Genomic DNA, 16,752 nt, shown 5'->3' on the forward strand with positions numbered 1-16,752 from the left:
GAAGGAGGGGGAAAAGCAGGACCGGACCCGCAGGCGAGCCTGCGGGTCCGGTCAGAGCTCAACCGATCTCGGAAGATCAGGCGGCGTCGGCGGCGGCCTTCGGGGCGTTCACGTCGGCCGGCAGCGCCTTCTGGGCGACCTCGACCAGGGAGGCGAACGCACCCGGGTCGTTGACGGCCAGGTCGGCCAGCATCTTGCGGTCGATCTCGACGCTGGCGGCCTTCAGGCCCTGCACGAAGCGGTTGTAGGTGATGCCGTTGGCACGGGCCGCAGCGTTGATGCGCTGGATCCACAGCTGACGGAAGTCGCCCTTGCGCTTCTTGCGGTCGTTGAAGTTGTAGACCAGCGAGTGGGTGACCTGCTCCTTGGCCTTGCGGTACAGGCGCGAACGCTGGCCACGGTAGCCGCTGGCGCGCTCCAGGATGACCCGGCGCTTCTTGTGGGCGTTGACTGCCCGCTTGACGCGTGCCACTTGATTACTCCTTGGGTTGGACCACGGACTACTTCACGTGGTCCGTCATTCGAATGGGTCGGGAAGGATCAGCTGCCCCGCTCGCGGCTCGCGCCGGGCGGGAGGGCGATCACTTGCCGAGAAGCTTCTTGATCTTCTTGGCGTCAGCGGGGGCCAGCTCGACGGTCCCGGCCAGCTTGCGGGTCAGCGTCGAGGGCTTGTGCTCCAGGAGGTGGCGGCGGCCGGCGCGCTCGCGCAGCACCTTGCCAGAGCCACTGATCTTGAAGCGCTTGCTGGCGCCACTGTGCGTCTTCTGCTTCGGCATTTCGCCGTATCTCCTCGTCAGTCCCGTCCGCGCCCGCGCGACGTGCGCCGCGCGGGCGTGAACTGGATGGATCTGCGGTGACCGGGCGGGCCGCCCCGTCACCCTGGGGGCCGGTCTCCCGGGCCTCCTGGCCGGTGAGGGCTCAGGCGCCCTGGGAGGCGGCCGGCTGCTCGACCGGAGCGTCGGCCTCGACGGCCGGCGCCTCGGCCGGGGCGTCCTGCGCCTCGGTCGCGACGTCCTCGACCTCGGTCGCGACGTCCTCGACCTCGACGTCCTCGACCTCGACATCGAGGTCGGTCACGACGTCCTCGTCCTCGGTGTCCGCGGCGGCGTCGGAGCCGGCGGTGCGGCCCTGACGCTCGGCCTTGCGGGCGTCCGCGAGGGCGCGGGCCTCGGCCATCGCCTCGGTCTTCTTCTTGTGCGGGCCAAGGACCATGATCATGTTGCGGCCGTCCTGCTTGGGCGAGGACTCCACGAAGCCCAGGTCCTGGACGTCGTCGGCGAGCCGCTGAAGCAGACGGAAGCCCAGCTCGGGGCGGGACTGCTCACGACCGCGGAACATGATCGTGATCTTGACCTTGTCGCCCTGCTTGAGGAACCGGACGACGTGACCCTTCTTGGTGTCATAGTCGTGCGGGTCGATCTTCGGCCGGAGCTTCATCTCCTTGATGACCGTGTGCGCCTGGTTCTTGCGCGCCTCACGGGCCTTCATGGCCGACTCGTACTTGAACTTGCCGTAGTCCATGAGCTTGCACACCGGCGGCCGGGCGGTCGCCGCGACCTCGACCAGGTCGAGGTCGTACTCCTGCGCGAGCTCCAGCGCCTTGGCAAGCGGCACGATGCCGACCTGCTCGCCGCTGGGACCGACGAGTCGCACCTCGGGGACGCGAATCCGGTCGTTGATGCGGGGCTCGGTGCTGATGGGGCCTCCTCGGTTGCACCTTCTGCGATGCGGCCGTCGGACGGCGGTCGCACGTAGTGGACTCGACCACTGGGCGGGGCTTCATTCGTGCTGCGCTGTCCGGTACGTACACCGCCACACGAAAAAAGCCCCGCTCGGTACAAGCGGGGCTCCACACAACCGGGGGCGACGCCCGGTGAGGGGCGCTGCGGCGACTCGGCGCCAGGGGCGCCCGTCGCGGACCGGGACCCGTCGACCCGAAGGCCGACCAGGTGGGAGACTTTCGCGGTTGCCCTCTCGGGCCTCCTCAGTGGAGCCTCCACTTGCTGGCCGAGTGCCCATACGGGATCCCGGCCGGTCAGTCTCGAAGCTTACAGCGTCGGGGGGGCGAACGCTATTCCGCCCCCTCGCGCGGCCTCCTCCCAGTGCGGGGAACGGCCGCCTCCCGGCGCGGATACGGCCGCGTCCTGGTACCGAAGGGGCCCTTGTACGCTCCATGGGTACGGACAGACCGACACGATGGAACGAGCCCACCTTGAGCAGCGAGCCCACCCAGAACCCCGGCGCGGACGACGACGCGATCGGCTTCGACGACCTCACCCGCGACATCGCCGAGGTCCCGGCCGTCGAGGTGATCACCACCGTCGCGGTGCACCTGATGAGCGCCGCCGCCGTCAAGTGCGGTCTCGCCGAGGGCGGCGACAAGGACAAGGACCTGGACGAGGCCCGCAAGCTGATCACCGCACTGGCCGGGCTGGTCACCGCCGGCGCCCCGGAGATCAGCAACTTCCACGCCGCGCCGCTGCGCGACGGGCTGCGCTCGCTCCAGCTCGCCTTCCGCGAGGCCTCGATCGTCCCGGACGCCCCGGGCGCGGGCCCGGGCGAGAAGTTCACCGGGCCGGTCTACTCCTGAGACCGCTCGCGGGAGGTCCGGCACGTGCGTGCCGGACCTCCCGCTCCGTCAACGCCTGTAGAGCGGCTCCCCCGGCAGCTCCGCGCTCGCCGGCAGCACCGCGAGGTCCAGCCCCCGGTCCAGCCGCACCCGCAGCAGCGGGTCCGCGGCCACCGCCCGCCCGACCCGCTGCGCGGCCGCCTGCAGGCCCGCCTGGTCCAGCGCCGGATCGAACACCACCGCGAGCAGCCCGTCCGAGCCCTCCGAGCCCGCCAGCAGCCCGGTGACCACCTGCGGCTCCGCCGCCAGCAGCCCGCGGACCGCCTCGCGCACCTCCGGGTCCAGGACCGGCGGCAGGAACGGACGGTTCTCCGCCAACGCCCGCAGCCGGGCGCCGCTCAGCTGGAACGGCACCGGCCCGGCCGGGTCGATCAGCAGCGTGTCGGCCCGCTCCGAGAAGGCGACCATCGCGGCCTGCGGGGCCGCCGTCGGCGCCGGACGGGCGTCGGCGCGCCAGCGGGCCAGCGCCTCCAGCGACGTGAAGGCCGGCAGCGCGCGGCGCCCGTCCGGGGCCTCCAGCACCGGGACGGCCATGTCGCTGGTCTTCTCGTGCCGGTGCCCGTGCGCGTCCACCTCGACCTCGCCGAGGATCGCGACGATCGGGACCATCAGCCGGGTGGGGGTCAGCGCCGCCAGCACCTCCGACTCGGCCGCGCCGTCCCGCGACCAGCGCGCGAGGGCCTCGGTGAGCGCCGGGTCGGCGGTGCCGTCGTCGTCGGAGAAGCCGGGGTTCGGGATGCTCTTGCCGACGAACGCCGGGTTGGAGAAGTCTTTGCGGTCCACCCGCCCGAGCCTATGCCACCGCGCGCGAGCGGCCCCATTTCCCTGCACGTTCCCCGTACGCGGGGCCTACCCACCGGTAGCGCGGTGTGGCACCCTGCGGCCATGGTGATCCTCGACGCACCCGCGACCGCGCCCGCCCCGGTCTCCGACCGCCTCCGGTACGACCGCGCCACCGCCCACCTGGACGGGCCGGTGGCCGTCGTGGACCTCGCCGCGTTCGACGCGAACGCCGCCGACCTGGTCCGCCGGGCGGGCGGCAAGCCGATCCGGCTGGCCAGCAAGTCGATCCGCTGCCGGGCGCTGCTGGAGCGGGCGCTGGCCGTGGACGGCTTCCTCGGGGTGATGAGCTTCACCCTGGACGAGTCGCTCTGGCTGGCCCGCACCGGCGTCCGCGACATCCTGCTCGCCTACCCCTCCGCCGACCGGGCCGGCTTCGCCGAACTCACCGCCGACCCCGGGGCCGCCCGCGAGATCACCGTGGTCCTGGACGACCCGGCCCAACTGGACCTGATCGACCGGGCCCGCGGCGGCGACGCCGAGGTGCGGGTCTGCCTGGAGCTGGACACCTCGCTGCACCTGCTCGGCGGCCGGGTCAGGGTGGGCGCCCGGCGCTCCCCGCTGCGCACCCCCGAGGACCTCGGCGCCTTCGCCGAACTCGTCCAGCGCCGCCGGGGCTTCCGGGTGGTCGGCCTGATGGCGTACGAGGGCCACGTCGCCGGGGTGGGCGACCGGGTGCCCGGCCGGCCGGTGCGCTCCGGGCTGATCCGGCTGATGCAGGCCAAGGCCCGGGCCGAACTGGCCGAGCGGCGCGCGGCGACGGTCCGGCGACTGCGACAGGTGGCCGACCTGGAGTTCGTCAACGGCGGCGGCACCGGCAGCGTGGAGTCCACCGTGGCCGAACGCGCCGTCACCGAGGTCGCGGCCGGCTCCGGGCTGTACCAGCCGCAGCTGTTCGACAACTACCGCACGTTCCGGGGCCGCCCGGCCGCGCTCTTCGGCCAGCCGGTGGTACGCCGCCCCGGCCTCGGCGTGGTGACCGTCCTCGGCGGCGGCTACCCGGCCTCCGGCGCGGCCGGCCCGGACCGCTCGCCGGTGCCGTACCTGCCGGCCGGGCTGCGCTACGACCCGATGGAGGGCGCCGGGGAGGTGCAGACCCCGCTGCTCGGCTCCGCGGCGGACGACCTGCTGATCGGCGACCGGGTCTGGTTCCGGCACGCCAAGGCGGGTGAGCTGTGCGAACGCTTCGCCGAGCTGCACCTGATCGAGGACGACCGGATCGTACGGACCGTGCCGACGTACCGGGGCGAGGGCAGGACGTTCCTCTGACGCTTCGTCCGGCTCTGCCCTACCGTGGTGCCGACACTGAAGCTGGAACCGGGAGGGATCGCATGGATGCCGAGCTCGTGCAGGAGATGGTGAGGTCCGGAGCGGCCTCCGTGGCCGGCCTGATGGCCACGGCCGCATGGAATCAGGCCGGTTCACGGATCGCCCGGCTGTTCGGGCGCGGCGAGCGGGACGAGGAGGCGAGCGCCGAGCTGGAGGTGATCCGCGCCGAGGTGCTGGAGGCCGACGGCGACCAGGAGGTCCTGGCCGACCAGGCCGCGGCCCTGCGCAACCGGCTGCGCACACTGTTCCGGACGGAGCCGCAGGCGGCCGAGGAACTCTTCGAGATCCTCGCGGAGTTCGCCCCCGGACGGTTCAACAAGGTGGGCGGGACGTACATCATCAACACCATCGACGGGAACTCGACCGTCAACAGCGACCTCGTGATCCAGGCCGGCATCATCCACGACATGCGGCGCTGACCTTTCCGGAGCCTTAACGGGGCCCGATGGAACGGCTAACCACGGCCGTCCGTCGGGCCTTTGCGCTGCTCGGGGGCCTACAGTCCGTCAACAAGCACAGTACGCGCGGCTATTGCCATCTGGTCCAGACCAATCCTACGCTCTGGCCGGGGGCCGTGCGCCGGGCCGGCGGCCCCCGAACGGGCAGGCGTGCCCGCTCCTCCCCCACACGTGCCCGGAACGACGGTCAAGGAGTCCCCACCCCATGTCCATCAAGCGCAATGCCCTGTCCGTCGGCGTGATCGGCGCCGCGCTCCTCGCGGTGGCCGGTGCCACCGCCGGCACCGCCAGCGCCCACGGCACGATGACCAACCCCGTCAGCCGGGTCGCCGCCTGCTACGCCGAGGGCCCCGAGCACCCGGTGTCCCAGGTCTGCAAGGACCTCGTCGCCGCGAGCGGCACCCAGCCGCTGTACGACTGGAACGAGGTCAACATCGCCAACGCCAACGGCAACCACCAGGCGCTGATCCCGGACGGCAAGCTCTGCTCGGCCAACCGCGACAAGTACGCGGCGCTGGACTGGCCGCGCACCGACTGGCCGGCCACCGCGGTGAAGGCCGGCTCCTTCACCTTCCAGTTCCGCACCACCGCGCCGCACGTCGGCACCCAGACCGTCTACATCACCAAGGCGGGCTACGACCCGACCAAGCCGCTGAAGTGGTCGGACCTCGACCCGGCCCCGGTGGCCAAGGTGCAGGTCGACCGCAACGCGGTCAACGGGTTCTACACCTACTCCGGCACCCTGCCGCAGCGCACCGGCCGCCAGGTCCTCTACACGGTGTGGCAGCGCAGCGACAGCCCGGAGGCCTTCTACTCCTGCTCCGACGTCGACTTCGGCGCCTCCACCACGGCCGTGTCGGCGCTCGCCGCCCAGGCCCCGGCCGCTCCCAGCGACGCCCAGATCGCGGCCGACGCGTCCAAGTCCACGGTCGCCCACCACGGCCACGGCGGGGACCCGAACTCCCCGGCGGGCCAGGTGATCCCGACCGCCTCCGCGGCCGTGGGCGGCACCTCGGCCACCGGTCCGCTGCTGCTCGCGGGCGCTGCCGCGATCGGTGTCGGCTGGGCCGGCATGGTGCTCCGGCGCCGTCGCGTCGAGGCTGTTCGACGCGACTCCTGACGCCGGGCGCGGGAGCCGGGCCGGCACACCCCCGTCCGGCCCGGCTCCCGTGGCACCACCCGTACGACGACGAACGGCGGCCCACCCGGAGGGTTCCCTCCCGGGTGGGCCGCCGCCGTGTGAGGAGCGCGGTGCTCAGGTGGTGGTGCCTCCGACGCCGCCGTCCGCACCGGACCCGCCGGAGCCGGAGCCCGTCCCGGGCAGCCCGGGGATGCTCGGCAGCTTGCCCTTGTAGACGGAGATGCCCTGGACGACGGTGTCCATCACCGCGACGTCGGGCGACTTGTCGGCGATGTCGAAGCCGAAGTGCACCGAGACCAGCGACTTCCCGTCGGCGGACGGGAAAACCACGGTCTGCACGTAGCCGTTGTTGCCCTTGGGCGCGTCCACCTTCCAGCGGACCAGGTAGCCGTCCTGGCCGTTGACCTTCACGGCCTCGGACTTGAGCTCCTGGTGCCCGGTGACGTCGCCGTACGCGTCCTTGGCGGCCGTCGCGATGTCGGCCTTGGCCGCCGCCTGGGCGTCGGTGCCGCCGCCGCTGATCCGGCCGGTGTTCACGCCGCCGAGGGAGCAGCTGCCCTTGCCGTCCGCGCAGGTGTACGAGCCGACGCTGAGCGAGGCGTAGCCGTCCTGGGTGGTGCCGGCCTCCCAGCCGTCCGGGACCGGCAGGGTGAGCCGGTTGACCACGTCGATCGCCTTGTCGGCGTTCGGGCTGGTCCGGCCGCCGCCGTTGCCGCCCCCGTTCCCGCCCTTGCCGCCGTTTCCGCCCTTGCCGTTCCCGCTCCCGCCGTTGCCGCCGTTGCCGGGGTCCCCGAAGTCCGGGGCGCCGCCCCACGGGCCGTAGCCGCCCTGCGGGGCCGGGCGGGCGCTGCGCGGGGCGCGGTCCCCGTGGCCGTCCGTCGCGAGGTAGGTGACCCCGGCGCCGACGCCCAGGCCGAGCAGGGCGGCGACGGTGGTCGCCAGCACCAGCTTGGAGGGCTTGCGCCGGGCCTTGCGCGGCGGCCCGCCGGGCGTGCCGTAGGCGGCGCCGAAGGGCGGCGGCTCCGGGTAGCGGACGGTCGGGCCGCTCTCCAGCACCTCGCCCTCCAGCACCGTGGGCTGCTCGGCCGCGCCCGGCGCAGGCGTGTCCGACGCGGGGGCGTCCGAGGGTGCGGGCCGGGTGTCGGCCGTCCAGCCCTTGCCGTCCCACCACCGCTGCGGCCTCGGGTCGCTCGTGGTGTCCTTGGGATCCGGGTACCACCCGGCGGGAATCTGCTCGCTCACAGAAGAGAATCTAAAGGCAGCCGGATAAACGCGAAATCAGCGCAGCCGGGAATTCCCGCCGTTTTCGATGAGATTCCGGTGAGAACCCCGTCCGGCGCGGCCGGCGCGGCCGGGATTCCCACCGGCGGCGGCTACAGCGGGGTGACGTACGCCCCGGAGATGCCGCCGTCCACCAGGAACTCGCTCGCCGTGATGAAGGAGGAGTCGTCGCTGGCCAGGAAGGCCACCGCGGCGGCGATCTCCTCGGCCCGGGCGAACCGGCCGAGCGGGATGTGCACCAGCCGGCGGGCGGCCCGCTCCGGGTCCGCGGCGAACAGCTCGCGCAGCAGCGGCGTGTCAACCGGTCCGGGCGAGAGCGCGTTGACCCGGATGCCCTCCCGGGCGAACTGCACGCCCAGCTCGCGGGACATCGCCAGCACCCCGCCCTTGGAGGCGGTGTAGGAGATCTGCGAGGTGGCCGCGCCCATCCGGGCCACGAAGCTGGCGGTGTTGATGATCGAGCCGCGCCCGTGCCGGCGCATGTACGGCAGCGCGGCCTTGCAGCACAGGTAGACCGAGGTCAGGTTGACCTCCTGGACCCTGCGCCAGGCGTCCAGGCCGGTGGTCAGGATCGAGTCGTCCTCGGGCGGCGAGATGCCCGCGTTGTTGAACGCGACGTCCACGCTGCCGCAGGTCTCGTACGCCTCGTCGAACAGCGCCTCCACCATGTACGGGTCGGTGACGTCGGTGTGCACGAACAGTCCGCCGACCTCCTTGGCGGCGGCCCGCCCGGTCTCCTCGTCGAGGTCGGCGCAGACCACCTTCGCCCCCTCCGAGGCGAGCCGGCGGGCGGCGGCCAGGCCGATCCCGCTGCCCGCGCCGGTGACCACGGCGGTGCGGCCGACCAGCCGGCGGCAGACGGCCTCGTCCCGCGCGGCGTGCTTCTCGCTCATCGGGCTGTCACTCCTCGCTGTGGATGAAGACGTTCTTGGTCTCGGTGAAGTGGCGCAGCGCGTCCGGGCCCAGCTCGCGGCCCACCCCGGACTCGCCGTAGCCGCCGAAGGGCGTCCAGTAGCGCACCGAGGAGTGCGAGTTGACCGACAGGTTGCCCGCCCGTACGCCGCGGGCCAGGCGCAGCGCCCGGCCGACGTCCCGGGTCCAGATCGAGCCGGCCAGGCCGTAGCGGGTGGCGTTGGCCAGGCGCAGCGCGTCGGCCTCGTCGGTGAACGGCAGGACGGCGGCGACCGGGCCGAAGATCTCCTCGGTGACGGCCGGGACCTGCGGGTCCTCGGGGCCGACGACCGTCGGCGGGTACCAGTAACCGGGCCCGTCCGGGACCTTGCCGCGGGCCAGCACCGGCAGGTCGGGGGTGAGGTAGGAGGCCACCCGGCGGACCTGGGCGGCCGAGATCAGCGGGCCGAGCTCCGTCTGTGGGTCGGTCGGGTCGCCGGTGCGCAGGCTCTCGACGGCGGGCAGCAGCAGGGCGAGGAAGTCCTCGTACACCTCGCGCTGGACCAGGATCCGGCTGCGGGCGCAGCAGTCCTGGCCGCTGTTGTCGGCGAAGGACATCGGGTCGGCGGCGCGGACCAGGTCGGCGTCGGCGAAGACGATGCTGGGGCTCTTGCCGCCGAGTTCCAGGGTGACCCGCTTGGCGCGGGCGGCGCAGCGGGCGGCGACCTCCTTGCCGACGACGGTCGAGCCGGTGAAGACGATCTTGCGGACGGCCGGGTGGTCCACCAGGGCCCGGCCGGTGGTGGTGCCCGCGCCGGGGACGACCTGGAACAGGCCCTCGGGCAGGCCCGCCGCGAGGCCGAGTTCGGCCAGCCGCAGGGCGGTCAGCGGGGTGGCCTCGGCGGGCTTGAGCAGGACGGCGTTGCCGGCCGCGAGGGCGGGGGCGAAGCCCCAGGCGGCGATCGGCATCGGGAAGTTCCACGGTGCGATCACCCCGACCACGCCGACCGGCTCGTGGAAGGTCACGTCCAGGCCGCCGGCCACCGGGATCTGCCGGCCGGTCAGCCGCTCCACTCCCCCGGCCGCGTACTCCAGCAGGTCCCGGACGTTGCCGGCCTCCCAGTGGGCGTTGGCCGGCAGGTGGCCGGCCTCCGCCACCTCCAGGGCGGCCAGCTCGGGGACGTGCGCCTCGACCTGGTCGGCGAACCGGCGCAGCAGGCGGGCGCGTTCGCCGGGGGCGAGCGCCGCCCAGCCGGTCTGGGCCCTCACCGCCAGCCGGACGGCCGCGTCCAGCCGTTCGGGGGCGGTGTCGGGGACGGTGGCGAGCACCTCGCCGGTGGCGGGATTGCGGACGGTGCTGCTCCCGGCGCTCGCGTCGGGCTCGGTCATGCGTCACATCCGTTCGAAGGATCGGTAGCGCTCCCAGTCGGTGACCGCCCCGTCGTAGGCGGCCTGCTCGACCCGGGCCATGTTCAGGTAGTGCTCGACCACGTCGTCGCCGAAGGCCTCGCGGGCCAGTGCGCTCTCCGCCCACAGCTCGGCCGCCTCGCGCAGCGATCCGGGCACCCGGACGTACTCCTCGACCGCGTAGGCGTTGCCGAGGCAGGGCGCGGGCAGGTCCAGCTTGCGCTGCAGCCCGTGCAGGCCGGCCGCGATCATCCCGGCCACCGCGAGGTACGGGTTGACGTCGCCGCCGGGCACCCGATTCTCCATCCGCAGGCCGGGGCCGTGGCCGACCACCCGGTAGGCGCAGGTGCGGTTGTCCCGGCCCCAGGCGACGGCGGTCGGGGCGAAGGAGCCGGGGCGGTAGCGCTTGTAGGAGTTGATGTTCGGCGCGTACAGCAGGCTGAACTCGCGCAGCGCGACCAGCTGGCCGGCCAGGAAGTACCGCATGGTGTCCGTCATCCGGCCGTCCCGGTCGGCGAAGGCGGGGGCGCCGACGGCGTCGCGCAGCGAGAGGTGGATGTGGCAGCTGTTGCCCTCGCGCTCGTCGTACTTGGCCATGAAGGTGAGCGCGCAGCCGAGCTGGGCGGCGATCTCCTTCGCGCCGGTCTTGTAGACGCTGTGCTGGTCGCAGGTGGTGAGGGCGTCGGTGTAGCGGAAGGCGATCTCGTGCTGGCCGAGGTTGCACTCGCCCTTGGCGGACTCCACCACCAGGCCGGCGCCGGCCATCTCGGTGCGGATCCGGGACAGCAGCGGCTCGACCCGGGCGGTGCCCAGCATCGAGTAGTCCACGTTGTAGAGGTTCGCCGGGGTCAGGCCGCGATAGCCGCCCAGCCAGGCCTGCTCGTAGGTGTCGCGGAAGACCAGGAACTCCAGTTCGGTGCCGATGTCGGCGGCCAGGCCGTGCTCGGCGAGCCGGGCGAGCTGGCGGCGCAGCAGCTGGCGCGGGGCGGCGTCCACCGGGTGGCCGCCGTGCCGGGCGAGGTCGGCGGTGACCTGGGCTGTGCCGGGCTGCCAGGGGGTCAGCCGCAGGGTGCCGAGGTCGGGGCGCATCGCGAAGTCGCCGTAGCCGGTGGCCCAGGAGGAGAAGGCGTAGCCGTCCACGGTGTTCAGGTCGACGTCGACGGCCAGCAGGTAGTCGCAGGCCTCGGCGCCGTGCTCGGCGACCTCGTCGAGGAAGAACCGGGCGGCGAAGCGCTTGCCCTGGAGGCGGCCCTGCATGTCGGTGAAGGCGAGCGCGACGGTGTGCACCTCGCCGGAGTCCACCAGGGTCCGCAGCCCGTCCAGGGTCAGCGGCGGCCGGGCCGGCGAGCCGGCGGCGGCCTGTTCGGGCAGTTCGGACATGCCGAACCCTCCTCCTCGATCACTCTTCGAGATCAAGCGGTCACAGCGAACCGTACGGCCTGCGACTCGCGGGGCGGAAGAGGGCGGGTGGGTGTCGGGTGCCCGTGGCGCGCCGACGCGCGTGGCTGACGGTGGATCAGGCGCCCCGGGGGGAGAATGCCCGCCATGGATCGCAGGCCTTTGATCGGCGTCAGCACCTACCTGGTGGACGCGAGTTGGAGCGATTGGCGGGGCCGCCGGGTGGCCCTGCTGCCCGAGCGGTACACCGCGCAGGTCCGGGACTCGGGCGGGATCGCGGTCCTGCTGCCGCCGGACGTCCCGGAGCGCGCCCCGGAGGTGCTGGCCCGGCTGGACGGCCTGGTGATCGCGGGCGGGCCGGACATCGACCCGGCGTACTACGGGCAGCCGGCCCATCCGGCGACCGAGATCGAGTCGCCGGAGCGGGACGCCTGGGAGGTCGCGCTGCTGCGGTCGGCGCTGGCGGCGGGGATGCCGCTGCTGGCGGTCTGCCGGGGCATGCAGATCCTGAATGTGGTGTGCGGCGGGACGCTGGTGCAGCACCTGCCGGACGTGGTGCCGGTGGACGTGCACGGCGGCTCGCCCGGGCTCTACGGCTCGCACCCGGTGCGGCCGGTGCCGGGGACGCTGCTGGGCGGGCTGCTGCCGGAGAGCGAGCTGGAGGTGCCGACCTTCCACCACCAGGCCGTCGACCGACTGGGGGCGGGCCTGCGGGTGAGCGCCCACGCGCCGGACGGGACGGTGGAGGCGGTGGAGGGTCCGGGGTTCACGCTCGGGGTGCAGTGGCATCCGGAGCAGGGGGACGACCTTCGGCTGATGCGGGCCCTGGTCCGGGCGGCCACCGCGGCGGTCCTCGACTCGCTGGCGCTGGGGTAGCGCAACTGGGCATGAGGGAACGGGAGTTCGGCCCGTCGGGCGGCTGCGGAGTGCGCCGGGTCCGGCCGCCCGGACGGGAACGACAACGGTCACCAGTACAACCTTTGGATCTTTGTCGATTCTGCGGTTCACTTCGGTTGCGGGGCGGTCGCGCCGCGCCCCCTTTCCCACCCGTGCGCCCAGAGAGGACCTCCATGGCCGGGCACGAGCATTCGCACGATGATCATGCGCATGACCAGAAGCACTCGCACGGTTCCGGCGGACACTCCCACGCCCCCGGAGGGCACGGGCACGGCTCCGGAGGGCACGGGCACGGCTCTGGAGGGCACGGGCACGGCGGCCACTCGCACGGCGTAGCCGCCGACGCGGACCGCCGCTGGCTGCTCAGCGCCCTCGCCCTGATCGTCGTCTTCATGGCCGGCGAGGTCGTGGTCGGCTTCGCCGCCCAGTCCCTGGCGCTGATCTCGGACGCGGCCCACATGCTCACCGACGCCGCCTCGATCGTGCTCGCGCTGATCGCCATGCGGCTCGCCGCCCGCCCGGCCCGCGGTGGCTACACCTACGGCCTCAAGCGCGCCGAGATCCTCTCCGCGCAGGCCAACGGGGTCACCCTGCTGGTGCTGTCGGCCTGGCTGGGCTACGAGGCGATCACCCGGCTGCTCGAACCGCCGGAGGTCACCGGCTCACTGGTGCTGATCACCGCACTGGTCGGGATCGTGGTCAACCTCGCCGCCACCTGGTGCATGTCCAAGGCCAACCGCAGCTCGCTGAACGTCGAGGGCGCCTTCCAGCACGTACTGACCGACCTCTACGCCTTCATCGCCACCGCCGTCGCCGGTGCGATCGTCCTGACCACCGGCTTCGCCCGGGCCGACTCGATCGCCTCGCTGATCGTCGTCGCGCTGATGCTCAAGGCCGGCATCGCGCTGGTCCGGGACTCCGGGCGGATCTTCCTGGAGGCCGCCCCGGCGGGGATCGACCCGGACGCGGTGGCCGACCGGATGGTCACCGAGCCGCTGGTCGAGGAGATCCACGACCTGCACATCTGGGAGATCACCTCCGGTCAGCCGGCCCTGTCCGCGCACATCCTGGTCACCCCGGGCGGCGACTGCCACGCGGTGCGGCGCTCCCTGCAGCGCCGGCTCTCCGAGGAGTACGGCATCACCCACTCCACCCTCCAGGTCGACCACGTCGGCGAGGACGAGGCGGGCGCGCTGCTGCAGATCACCACCCCGGCCGACTCCACCGTCGAGCACTGCGCCGACGCCCACGGCCCGGTCCACCGAGCCGGACCGCACGAGCACTGACAGCACCCGTCCGTCACCGCGGTGCGGCATGATGCTGAGTCGTGACCGCACCGCGACTGATGCTGCTCGACTCCGCCAGCCTGTACTTCCGGGCCTACTTCGGCGTACCGGACACCCTGCGCTCGCCGCAGGGTGAGCCGGTCAACGCCGTCCGTGGGCTGCTGGACTTCATCGCCAGACTGGTCCACGACCACCGGCCCGACCAGTTGGTGGCCTGCATGGACGTCGACTGGCGCCCCCAGTGGCGGGTGGACCTCATCCCCTCCTACAAGACCCACCGGGTCGCCGAGGCGGCCGAGGACGGCGAGGAGGAGGTGCCCGACACGCTGGCCCCGCAGGTCCCGGTGATCGAGCAGGTGCTGGACGCGCTCGGCATCGCCCGGGTCGGCTCCCCCGACTACGAGGCGGACGACGTGATCGGCACGCTCACCGCCCGCGCCGCCGGACCGGTGCAGATCGTCACCGGCGACCGCGACCTCTTCCAGCTGGTGGACGACGCCCGCGGGATCACCGTGCTCTACCCGGTCAAGGGCATGGGCAACCTCCAGGTCACCGACGACGCGCTGCTGCTGGAGAAGTACGGCGTGCGCGGCGCCCAGTACGCCGACATGGCCGCCCTGCGCGGCGACCCGTCGGACGGCCTGCCCGGCGTCAAGGGCATCGGCGAGAAGACCGCCGCCCAGCTGATCAACGAGTACGGCGACCTCGCGGCCATCCGCACCGCCGCCCTCGACCTCGGCTCCAGGCTCACCCCGGCCCGCCGCCGCAACATCGTCGAGGGCGCCGGCTATCTCGACGTCGCCCCCAAGGTCGTCCGCGTCGCCGACGACGCCCCACTGCCGGACTTCGACCCGGCCCTCCCCCGCGAGCCGCTCTACCCGATGACCCTGGAGGAGCTCTCCGCCCGCTGGGGCCTCGGCACCTCCCTGGACCGCGTCCTGGAGGCCCTCGCCACCCGCTGAGCCCGAATCCTCTCAGGGGCCCGCACGTTCGACGCGAACGTGCGGGCCCCTCGGCGTTCCCGGGGCCCGCCGGCCCCAAGTGCCCTTGACCGCAGCTCACTTTGCGATGCAAAGTTCATGGCACAGCAAAGCGATCGTGCGCGACAAGGGGTGGAACATGACGACAGAGCAACGGCCCGGCCCGGCCGAACTCCTCGCCGAGACGGAAGGGCTCCGGGCCCGGGCCCGGACCCGGCTGCGCGGCTCGGGGGTCCCGCTGCTCGGGTTCGGCCTGCTCGCCCTGGCCGCCGTGCCGATCTCCGGCCAGGCCTACAACTTCGGTGCCAACGGGCGGTCCGTCACGTCCTATCCGCTCTTCGCGTACTCCGAACTCATCGGCCTCTGCGTCCCGCACGCACCGGACGCCCCGTGCCTCGCCGGCGAGTTCGACGGAGCCGTCCTCCGCTTCCTGGCCTGGGGCGTCTGGTACGCGCTGCTCCCGCTCGCCTGGCTGGTGCTGTCCCGCTGGTACCGGCGGCGCGGCGAGGCCCGCGGGATCGTCCCGCGCCGCGCCGGCCTGCTCGCCACCACGGTCGGCGCCGGCGTCCTGGTCGCCGCCGTGCTGGTCGCCCTGCTGTCCGTCCGCCGGGTGCCGTTCGTGCTCGACATGCTCGCCAACACCTACGCCTCACCCTGGTACGCGGTCGGAGCCGGCCTGATCGTCCTCGGGCTGACCGAGCGCAGCCCCCTGGCGGCCTCCGCCGGACTCGTCCACACGGCGCTGCTCACCGCCTACCTCGCGGCACCCTGGGAGAGCGGCTGGCTGCCGTGGCTCGACCGGGGCGACGGCGGCTGGGCCGACGGCCCGCAGCCGAAGGCCCTGCTGCTCGCGGCGGTCCTGCTGGCCGCCGGGCTGGCGCAGTGGACGGCGGCCCGCCGCGCACCGGGAGCATCCCGTACGGTCACCTCATGAGCGTTGCCGACGAAGCCGAGGAGCCGCACCCGACCCTGGTACTGGACGACACCGTCCACCAGCGGGTCCGGCTGGGCATCCTGACCATCGCCCGCGAGGCCGACCGGGTCGAGTTCGGCTTCCTCAAGGAGCAATTGGGCGCCACCGACGGCAACCTGTCCCGCCACCTCAAGGTCCTGGAGGACTCCGGCCTCGTCGCCGTCGCCAAGGGCTACGTCGGACGCCGCCCCCGCACCTGGGTCTCCCTCACCGCCCACGGCGCCGAAGCCCTGGACCGCGAACTGCGCGCCCTGCGCGAACTCGTCCGCCGCCTCGACGCCGCCGGGCCCCGACACCCCCGGACGTAGGACGTCGGCCGGGCCGACTTCCCACGAGCCGCCCCCGCCATCCGACGCTGCGCCGAACCTTTCCGCCGCGGCAGCAGGGCGCTAAGCTGCGGCCTTCCGAGCCGGCACCCGACGAGCCGTGCCCGGTCGGCGCTTCGGGCCGCCCCTCACCCGGATCCCGCCGACCGCGGTGTGCCTCGTCCTCCTGGGTGCCGGGGAACTCTGAAAGGGATCTGATGGAGGGGCGAATGGAGTCGCATCTCGCACGCGCCGTGCGGACGGGCAGACGCCGGGCCGAGGACTTCTCCCACGGCTACCGGCGGGTGGCCCCCGGAGTCCTGCGGGTCAGCGTCGGGGCGGTGTACCTCTGGTTCGGGGTGCTCAAGTTCATCCCCGGGGCCAGCCCCGCCGAGGACCTCGCCACCCGCTGCATGAGCCGGCTGACCTTCGACCTGGTGCCGCCCGGCGTCTCGCGACCGCTGCTGGCCCTCATGGAGGTCGCCATCGGGGCCGGACTGGTCACCGGGCTGCTGCTCCCCGTCGTCCTGGCAGTGTTCTTCGTGCACATGGCCGGAGTGTTCGCGACGCTCGTCCTGCTGCCGGACGACGTGTGGGTGCACGGCATCCCGCCCGTCCCGACGCTGGAGGGGCAGTACATCCTCAAGAACATCGTGCTGATCGCGGCCTGCCTGACCGTCGCCACCCGACGGGAGGACCGGCCCGGCCCGGCCCCGCGCGACGGCCACCTCACCGGCACCGGCCCCCGGGCCGAACACCGGGCGATGACGGGCTGACCGCGCCACCGGGCCGCGGCCTCGCCCAGGTCGAGCGAGGCCGCGACAACCCCGCCGCCGGAGCCCGCCGCTCAGACGGCGGCGCCGTACCTTCTGTTGCGTGGGAAGTCGGCCGGGCCGACTTCCTGCGCAACACCGTGAAAGCCGAAGCCGCACGGGGT

The 16,752-nt window shown here is 73.2% G+C and carries 18 protein-coding genes; 10 read left to right on the top strand and 8 right to left on the bottom strand.

Annotation, left to right across the window (positions count from 1 at the left end; genetic code table 11):
- Positions 1-76: 76 nt before the first annotated feature.
- The 3 genes from rplT to infC form a co-directional block, all read right to left on the bottom strand.
- A complete protein-coding gene (gene rplT, locus ACFVUY_RS34270) occupies positions 77-472 on the bottom strand; it encodes a 50S ribosomal protein L20 (RefSeq protein WP_030055649.1) in 396 nt (131 codons plus the stop codon).
- A gap of 109 nt (positions 473-581) precedes the next feature.
- Positions 582-776 (bottom strand): 50S ribosomal protein L35, encoded by a 195-nt coding sequence (gene rpmI, locus ACFVUY_RS34275; protein ID WP_030055648.1) that lies wholly within the window; start codon positions 774-776, stop codon positions 582-584.
- A 142-nt stretch (positions 777-918) separates the two neighbouring features.
- A complete protein-coding gene (gene infC, locus ACFVUY_RS34280; RefSeq protein ID WP_387693155.1) occupies positions 919-1,698 on the bottom strand; it encodes a translation initiation factor IF-3 in 780 nt (259 codons plus the stop codon).
- A 475-nt stretch (positions 1,699-2,173) separates the two neighbouring features.
- Between infC and ACFVUY_RS34285 the strand changes: the two genes are divergently transcribed.
- A complete protein-coding gene (locus tag ACFVUY_RS34285) occupies positions 2,174-2,590 on the top strand; it encodes a DUF1844 domain-containing protein (RefSeq protein WP_380352725.1) in 417 nt (138 codons plus the stop codon).
- A gap of 48 nt (positions 2,591-2,638) precedes the next feature.
- Here ACFVUY_RS34285 and ACFVUY_RS34290 read toward each other — a convergent pair whose 3' ends face one another.
- Entirely contained in the window at positions 2,639-3,412 is a 774-nt protein-coding gene (locus tag ACFVUY_RS34290) for an SseB family protein (RefSeq protein ID WP_387736212.1), read from the bottom strand.
- Positions 3,413-3,514: 102 nt separating this feature from the next.
- Here ACFVUY_RS34290 and ACFVUY_RS34295 point away from each other — a divergent pair, with 102 nt between their 5' ends.
- The 3 genes from ACFVUY_RS34295 to ACFVUY_RS34305 all read left to right on the top strand — a co-directional run bounded on the left by ACFVUY_RS34295 (position 3,515) and on the right by ACFVUY_RS34305 (position 6,376).
- The gene (locus ACFVUY_RS34295; RefSeq protein ID WP_387736214.1) at positions 3,515-4,738 is read left to right on the top strand and encodes an amino acid deaminase/aldolase; all 1,224 of its coding nucleotides are present in this window, start codon (positions 3,515-3,517) and stop codon (positions 4,736-4,738) included.
- A 62-nt stretch (positions 4,739-4,800) separates the two neighbouring features.
- Positions 4,801-5,217, top strand: coding sequence for a hypothetical protein (locus tag ACFVUY_RS34300; protein WP_380552978.1), 417 nt, complete (start codon positions 4,801-4,803; stop codon positions 5,215-5,217).
- A gap of 244 nt (positions 5,218-5,461) precedes the next feature.
- Complete coding sequence (locus tag ACFVUY_RS34305; protein WP_380552975.1) at positions 5,462-6,376, top strand: lytic polysaccharide monooxygenase; 915 nt, start codon at positions 5,462-5,464, stop codon at positions 6,374-6,376.
- Between the two features lie 135 nt (positions 6,377-6,511).
- Here the strand turns inward: ACFVUY_RS34305 and ACFVUY_RS34310 are convergent, their stop codons facing one another.
- The 4 genes from ACFVUY_RS34310 to ACFVUY_RS34325 form a co-directional block, all read right to left on the bottom strand.
- Positions 6,512-7,639: a DUF2510 domain-containing protein gene (locus ACFVUY_RS34310; protein WP_387736216.1), complete on the bottom strand. Its 1,128-nt coding sequence runs from the start codon at positions 7,637-7,639 to the stop codon at positions 6,512-6,514.
- Positions 7,640-7,770: 131 nt separating this feature from the next.
- Positions 7,771-8,571 (bottom strand): 3-oxoacyl-ACP reductase, encoded by an 801-nt coding sequence (locus ACFVUY_RS34315; RefSeq protein ID WP_359905904.1) that lies wholly within the window; start codon positions 8,569-8,571, stop codon positions 7,771-7,773.
- 7 nt (positions 8,572-8,578) lie between these two features.
- Entirely contained in the window at positions 8,579-9,958 is a 1,380-nt protein-coding gene (locus tag ACFVUY_RS34320; RefSeq protein WP_387736218.1) for an aldehyde dehydrogenase family protein, read from the bottom strand.
- Positions 9,959-9,961: 3 nt separating this feature from the next.
- Positions 9,962-11,356, bottom strand: a complete 1,395-nt coding sequence (locus ACFVUY_RS34325; protein WP_387693078.1) for a glutamine synthetase family protein — start codon at positions 11,354-11,356, stop codon at positions 9,962-9,964.
- A gap of 165 nt (positions 11,357-11,521) precedes the next feature.
- Here ACFVUY_RS34325 and ACFVUY_RS34330 point away from each other — a divergent pair, with 165 nt between their 5' ends.
- From ACFVUY_RS34330 to ACFVUY_RS34355, 6 genes are all read left to right on the top strand, one after another.
- Positions 11,522-12,250 (top strand): gamma-glutamyl-gamma-aminobutyrate hydrolase family protein, encoded by a 729-nt coding sequence (locus tag ACFVUY_RS34330; protein WP_387693076.1) that lies wholly within the window; start codon positions 11,522-11,524, stop codon positions 12,248-12,250.
- A 194-nt stretch (positions 12,251-12,444) separates the two neighbouring features.
- On the top strand, positions 12,445-13,557 hold the full coding sequence (locus ACFVUY_RS34335; protein WP_387736220.1) for a cation diffusion facilitator family transporter: 1,113 nt from the start codon (positions 12,445-12,447) through the stop codon (positions 13,555-13,557).
- Between the two features lie 59 nt (positions 13,558-13,616).
- Positions 13,617-14,519 (top strand): 5'-3' exonuclease H3TH domain-containing protein, encoded by a 903-nt coding sequence (locus ACFVUY_RS34340; RefSeq protein WP_387736288.1) that lies wholly within the window; start codon positions 13,617-13,619, stop codon positions 14,517-14,519.
- 157 nt (positions 14,520-14,676) lie between these two features.
- Positions 14,677-15,471, top strand: coding sequence for a hypothetical protein (locus tag ACFVUY_RS34345; RefSeq protein ID WP_387736222.1), 795 nt, complete (start codon positions 14,677-14,679; stop codon positions 15,469-15,471).
- Complete coding sequence (locus tag ACFVUY_RS34350; RefSeq protein ID WP_387693068.1) at positions 15,468-15,818, top strand: winged helix-turn-helix domain-containing protein; 351 nt, start codon at positions 15,468-15,470, stop codon at positions 15,816-15,818. The genes ACFVUY_RS34345 and ACFVUY_RS34350 overlap by 4 nt, the downstream gene beginning before the upstream one ends.
- A gap of 227 nt (positions 15,819-16,045) precedes the next feature.
- Complete coding sequence (locus ACFVUY_RS34355) at positions 16,046-16,591, top strand: DoxX family protein (RefSeq protein ID WP_387736224.1); 546 nt, start codon at positions 16,046-16,048, stop codon at positions 16,589-16,591.
- The last annotated feature ends 161 nt before the right edge of the window (positions 16,592-16,752 follow it).

Source organism: Kitasatospora sp. NPDC058063 (assembly GCF_042885395.1).
Classification (GTDB): domain Bacteria; phylum Actinomycetota; class Actinomycetes; order Streptomycetales; family Streptomycetaceae; genus Kitasatospora; species Kitasatospora lactacystinica.

Excerpts from the sequence above, each read along its gene's own strand:
- ACFVUY_RS34340 (WP_387736288.1), top strand. The coding sequence starts at position 13,617 with ATGCTGCTCGACTCCGCCAGCCTGTACTTCCGGGCCTACTTCGGCGTA.
- ACFVUY_RS34295 (WP_387736214.1), top strand. The coding sequence starts at position 3,515 with ATGGTGATCCTCGACGCACCCGCGACCGCGCCCGCCCCGGTCTCCGAC.
- rpmI (WP_030055648.1), bottom strand. The coding sequence starts at position 776 with ATGCCGAAGCAGAAGACGCACAGTGGCGCCAGCAAGCGCTTCAAGATC.
- ACFVUY_RS34285 (WP_380352725.1), top strand. The coding sequence starts at position 2,174 with ATGGGTACGGACAGACCGACACGATGGAACGAGCCCACCTTGAGCAGC.
- ACFVUY_RS34345 (WP_387736222.1), top strand. The coding sequence starts at position 14,677 with ATGACGACAGAGCAACGGCCCGGCCCGGCCGAACTCCTCGCCGAGACG.
- ACFVUY_RS34315 (WP_359905904.1), bottom strand. The coding sequence starts at position 8,571 with ATGAGCGAGAAGCACGCCGCGCGGGACGAGGCCGTCTGCCGCCGGCTG.
- ACFVUY_RS34320 (WP_387736218.1), bottom strand. The coding sequence starts at position 9,958 with ATGACCGAGCCCGACGCGAGCGCCGGGAGCAGCACCGTCCGCAATCCC.
- ACFVUY_RS34335 (WP_387736220.1), top strand. The coding sequence starts at position 12,445 with ATGGCCGGGCACGAGCATTCGCACGATGATCATGCGCATGACCAGAAG.
- ACFVUY_RS34355 (WP_387736224.1), top strand. The coding sequence starts at position 16,046 with ATGGAGTCGCATCTCGCACGCGCCGTGCGGACGGGCAGACGCCGGGCC.
- ACFVUY_RS34330 (WP_387693076.1), top strand. The coding sequence starts at position 11,522 with ATGGATCGCAGGCCTTTGATCGGCGTCAGCACCTACCTGGTGGACGCG.
- ACFVUY_RS34350 (WP_387693068.1), top strand. The coding sequence starts at position 15,468 with ATGAGCGTTGCCGACGAAGCCGAGGAGCCGCACCCGACCCTGGTACTG.
- ACFVUY_RS34300 (WP_380552978.1), top strand. The coding sequence starts at position 4,801 with ATGGATGCCGAGCTCGTGCAGGAGATGGTGAGGTCCGGAGCGGCCTCC.
- ACFVUY_RS34305 (WP_380552975.1), top strand. The coding sequence starts at position 5,462 with ATGTCCATCAAGCGCAATGCCCTGTCCGTCGGCGTGATCGGCGCCGCG.
- ACFVUY_RS34325 (WP_387693078.1), bottom strand. The coding sequence starts at position 11,356 with ATGTCCGAACTGCCCGAACAGGCCGCCGCCGGCTCGCCGGCCCGGCCG.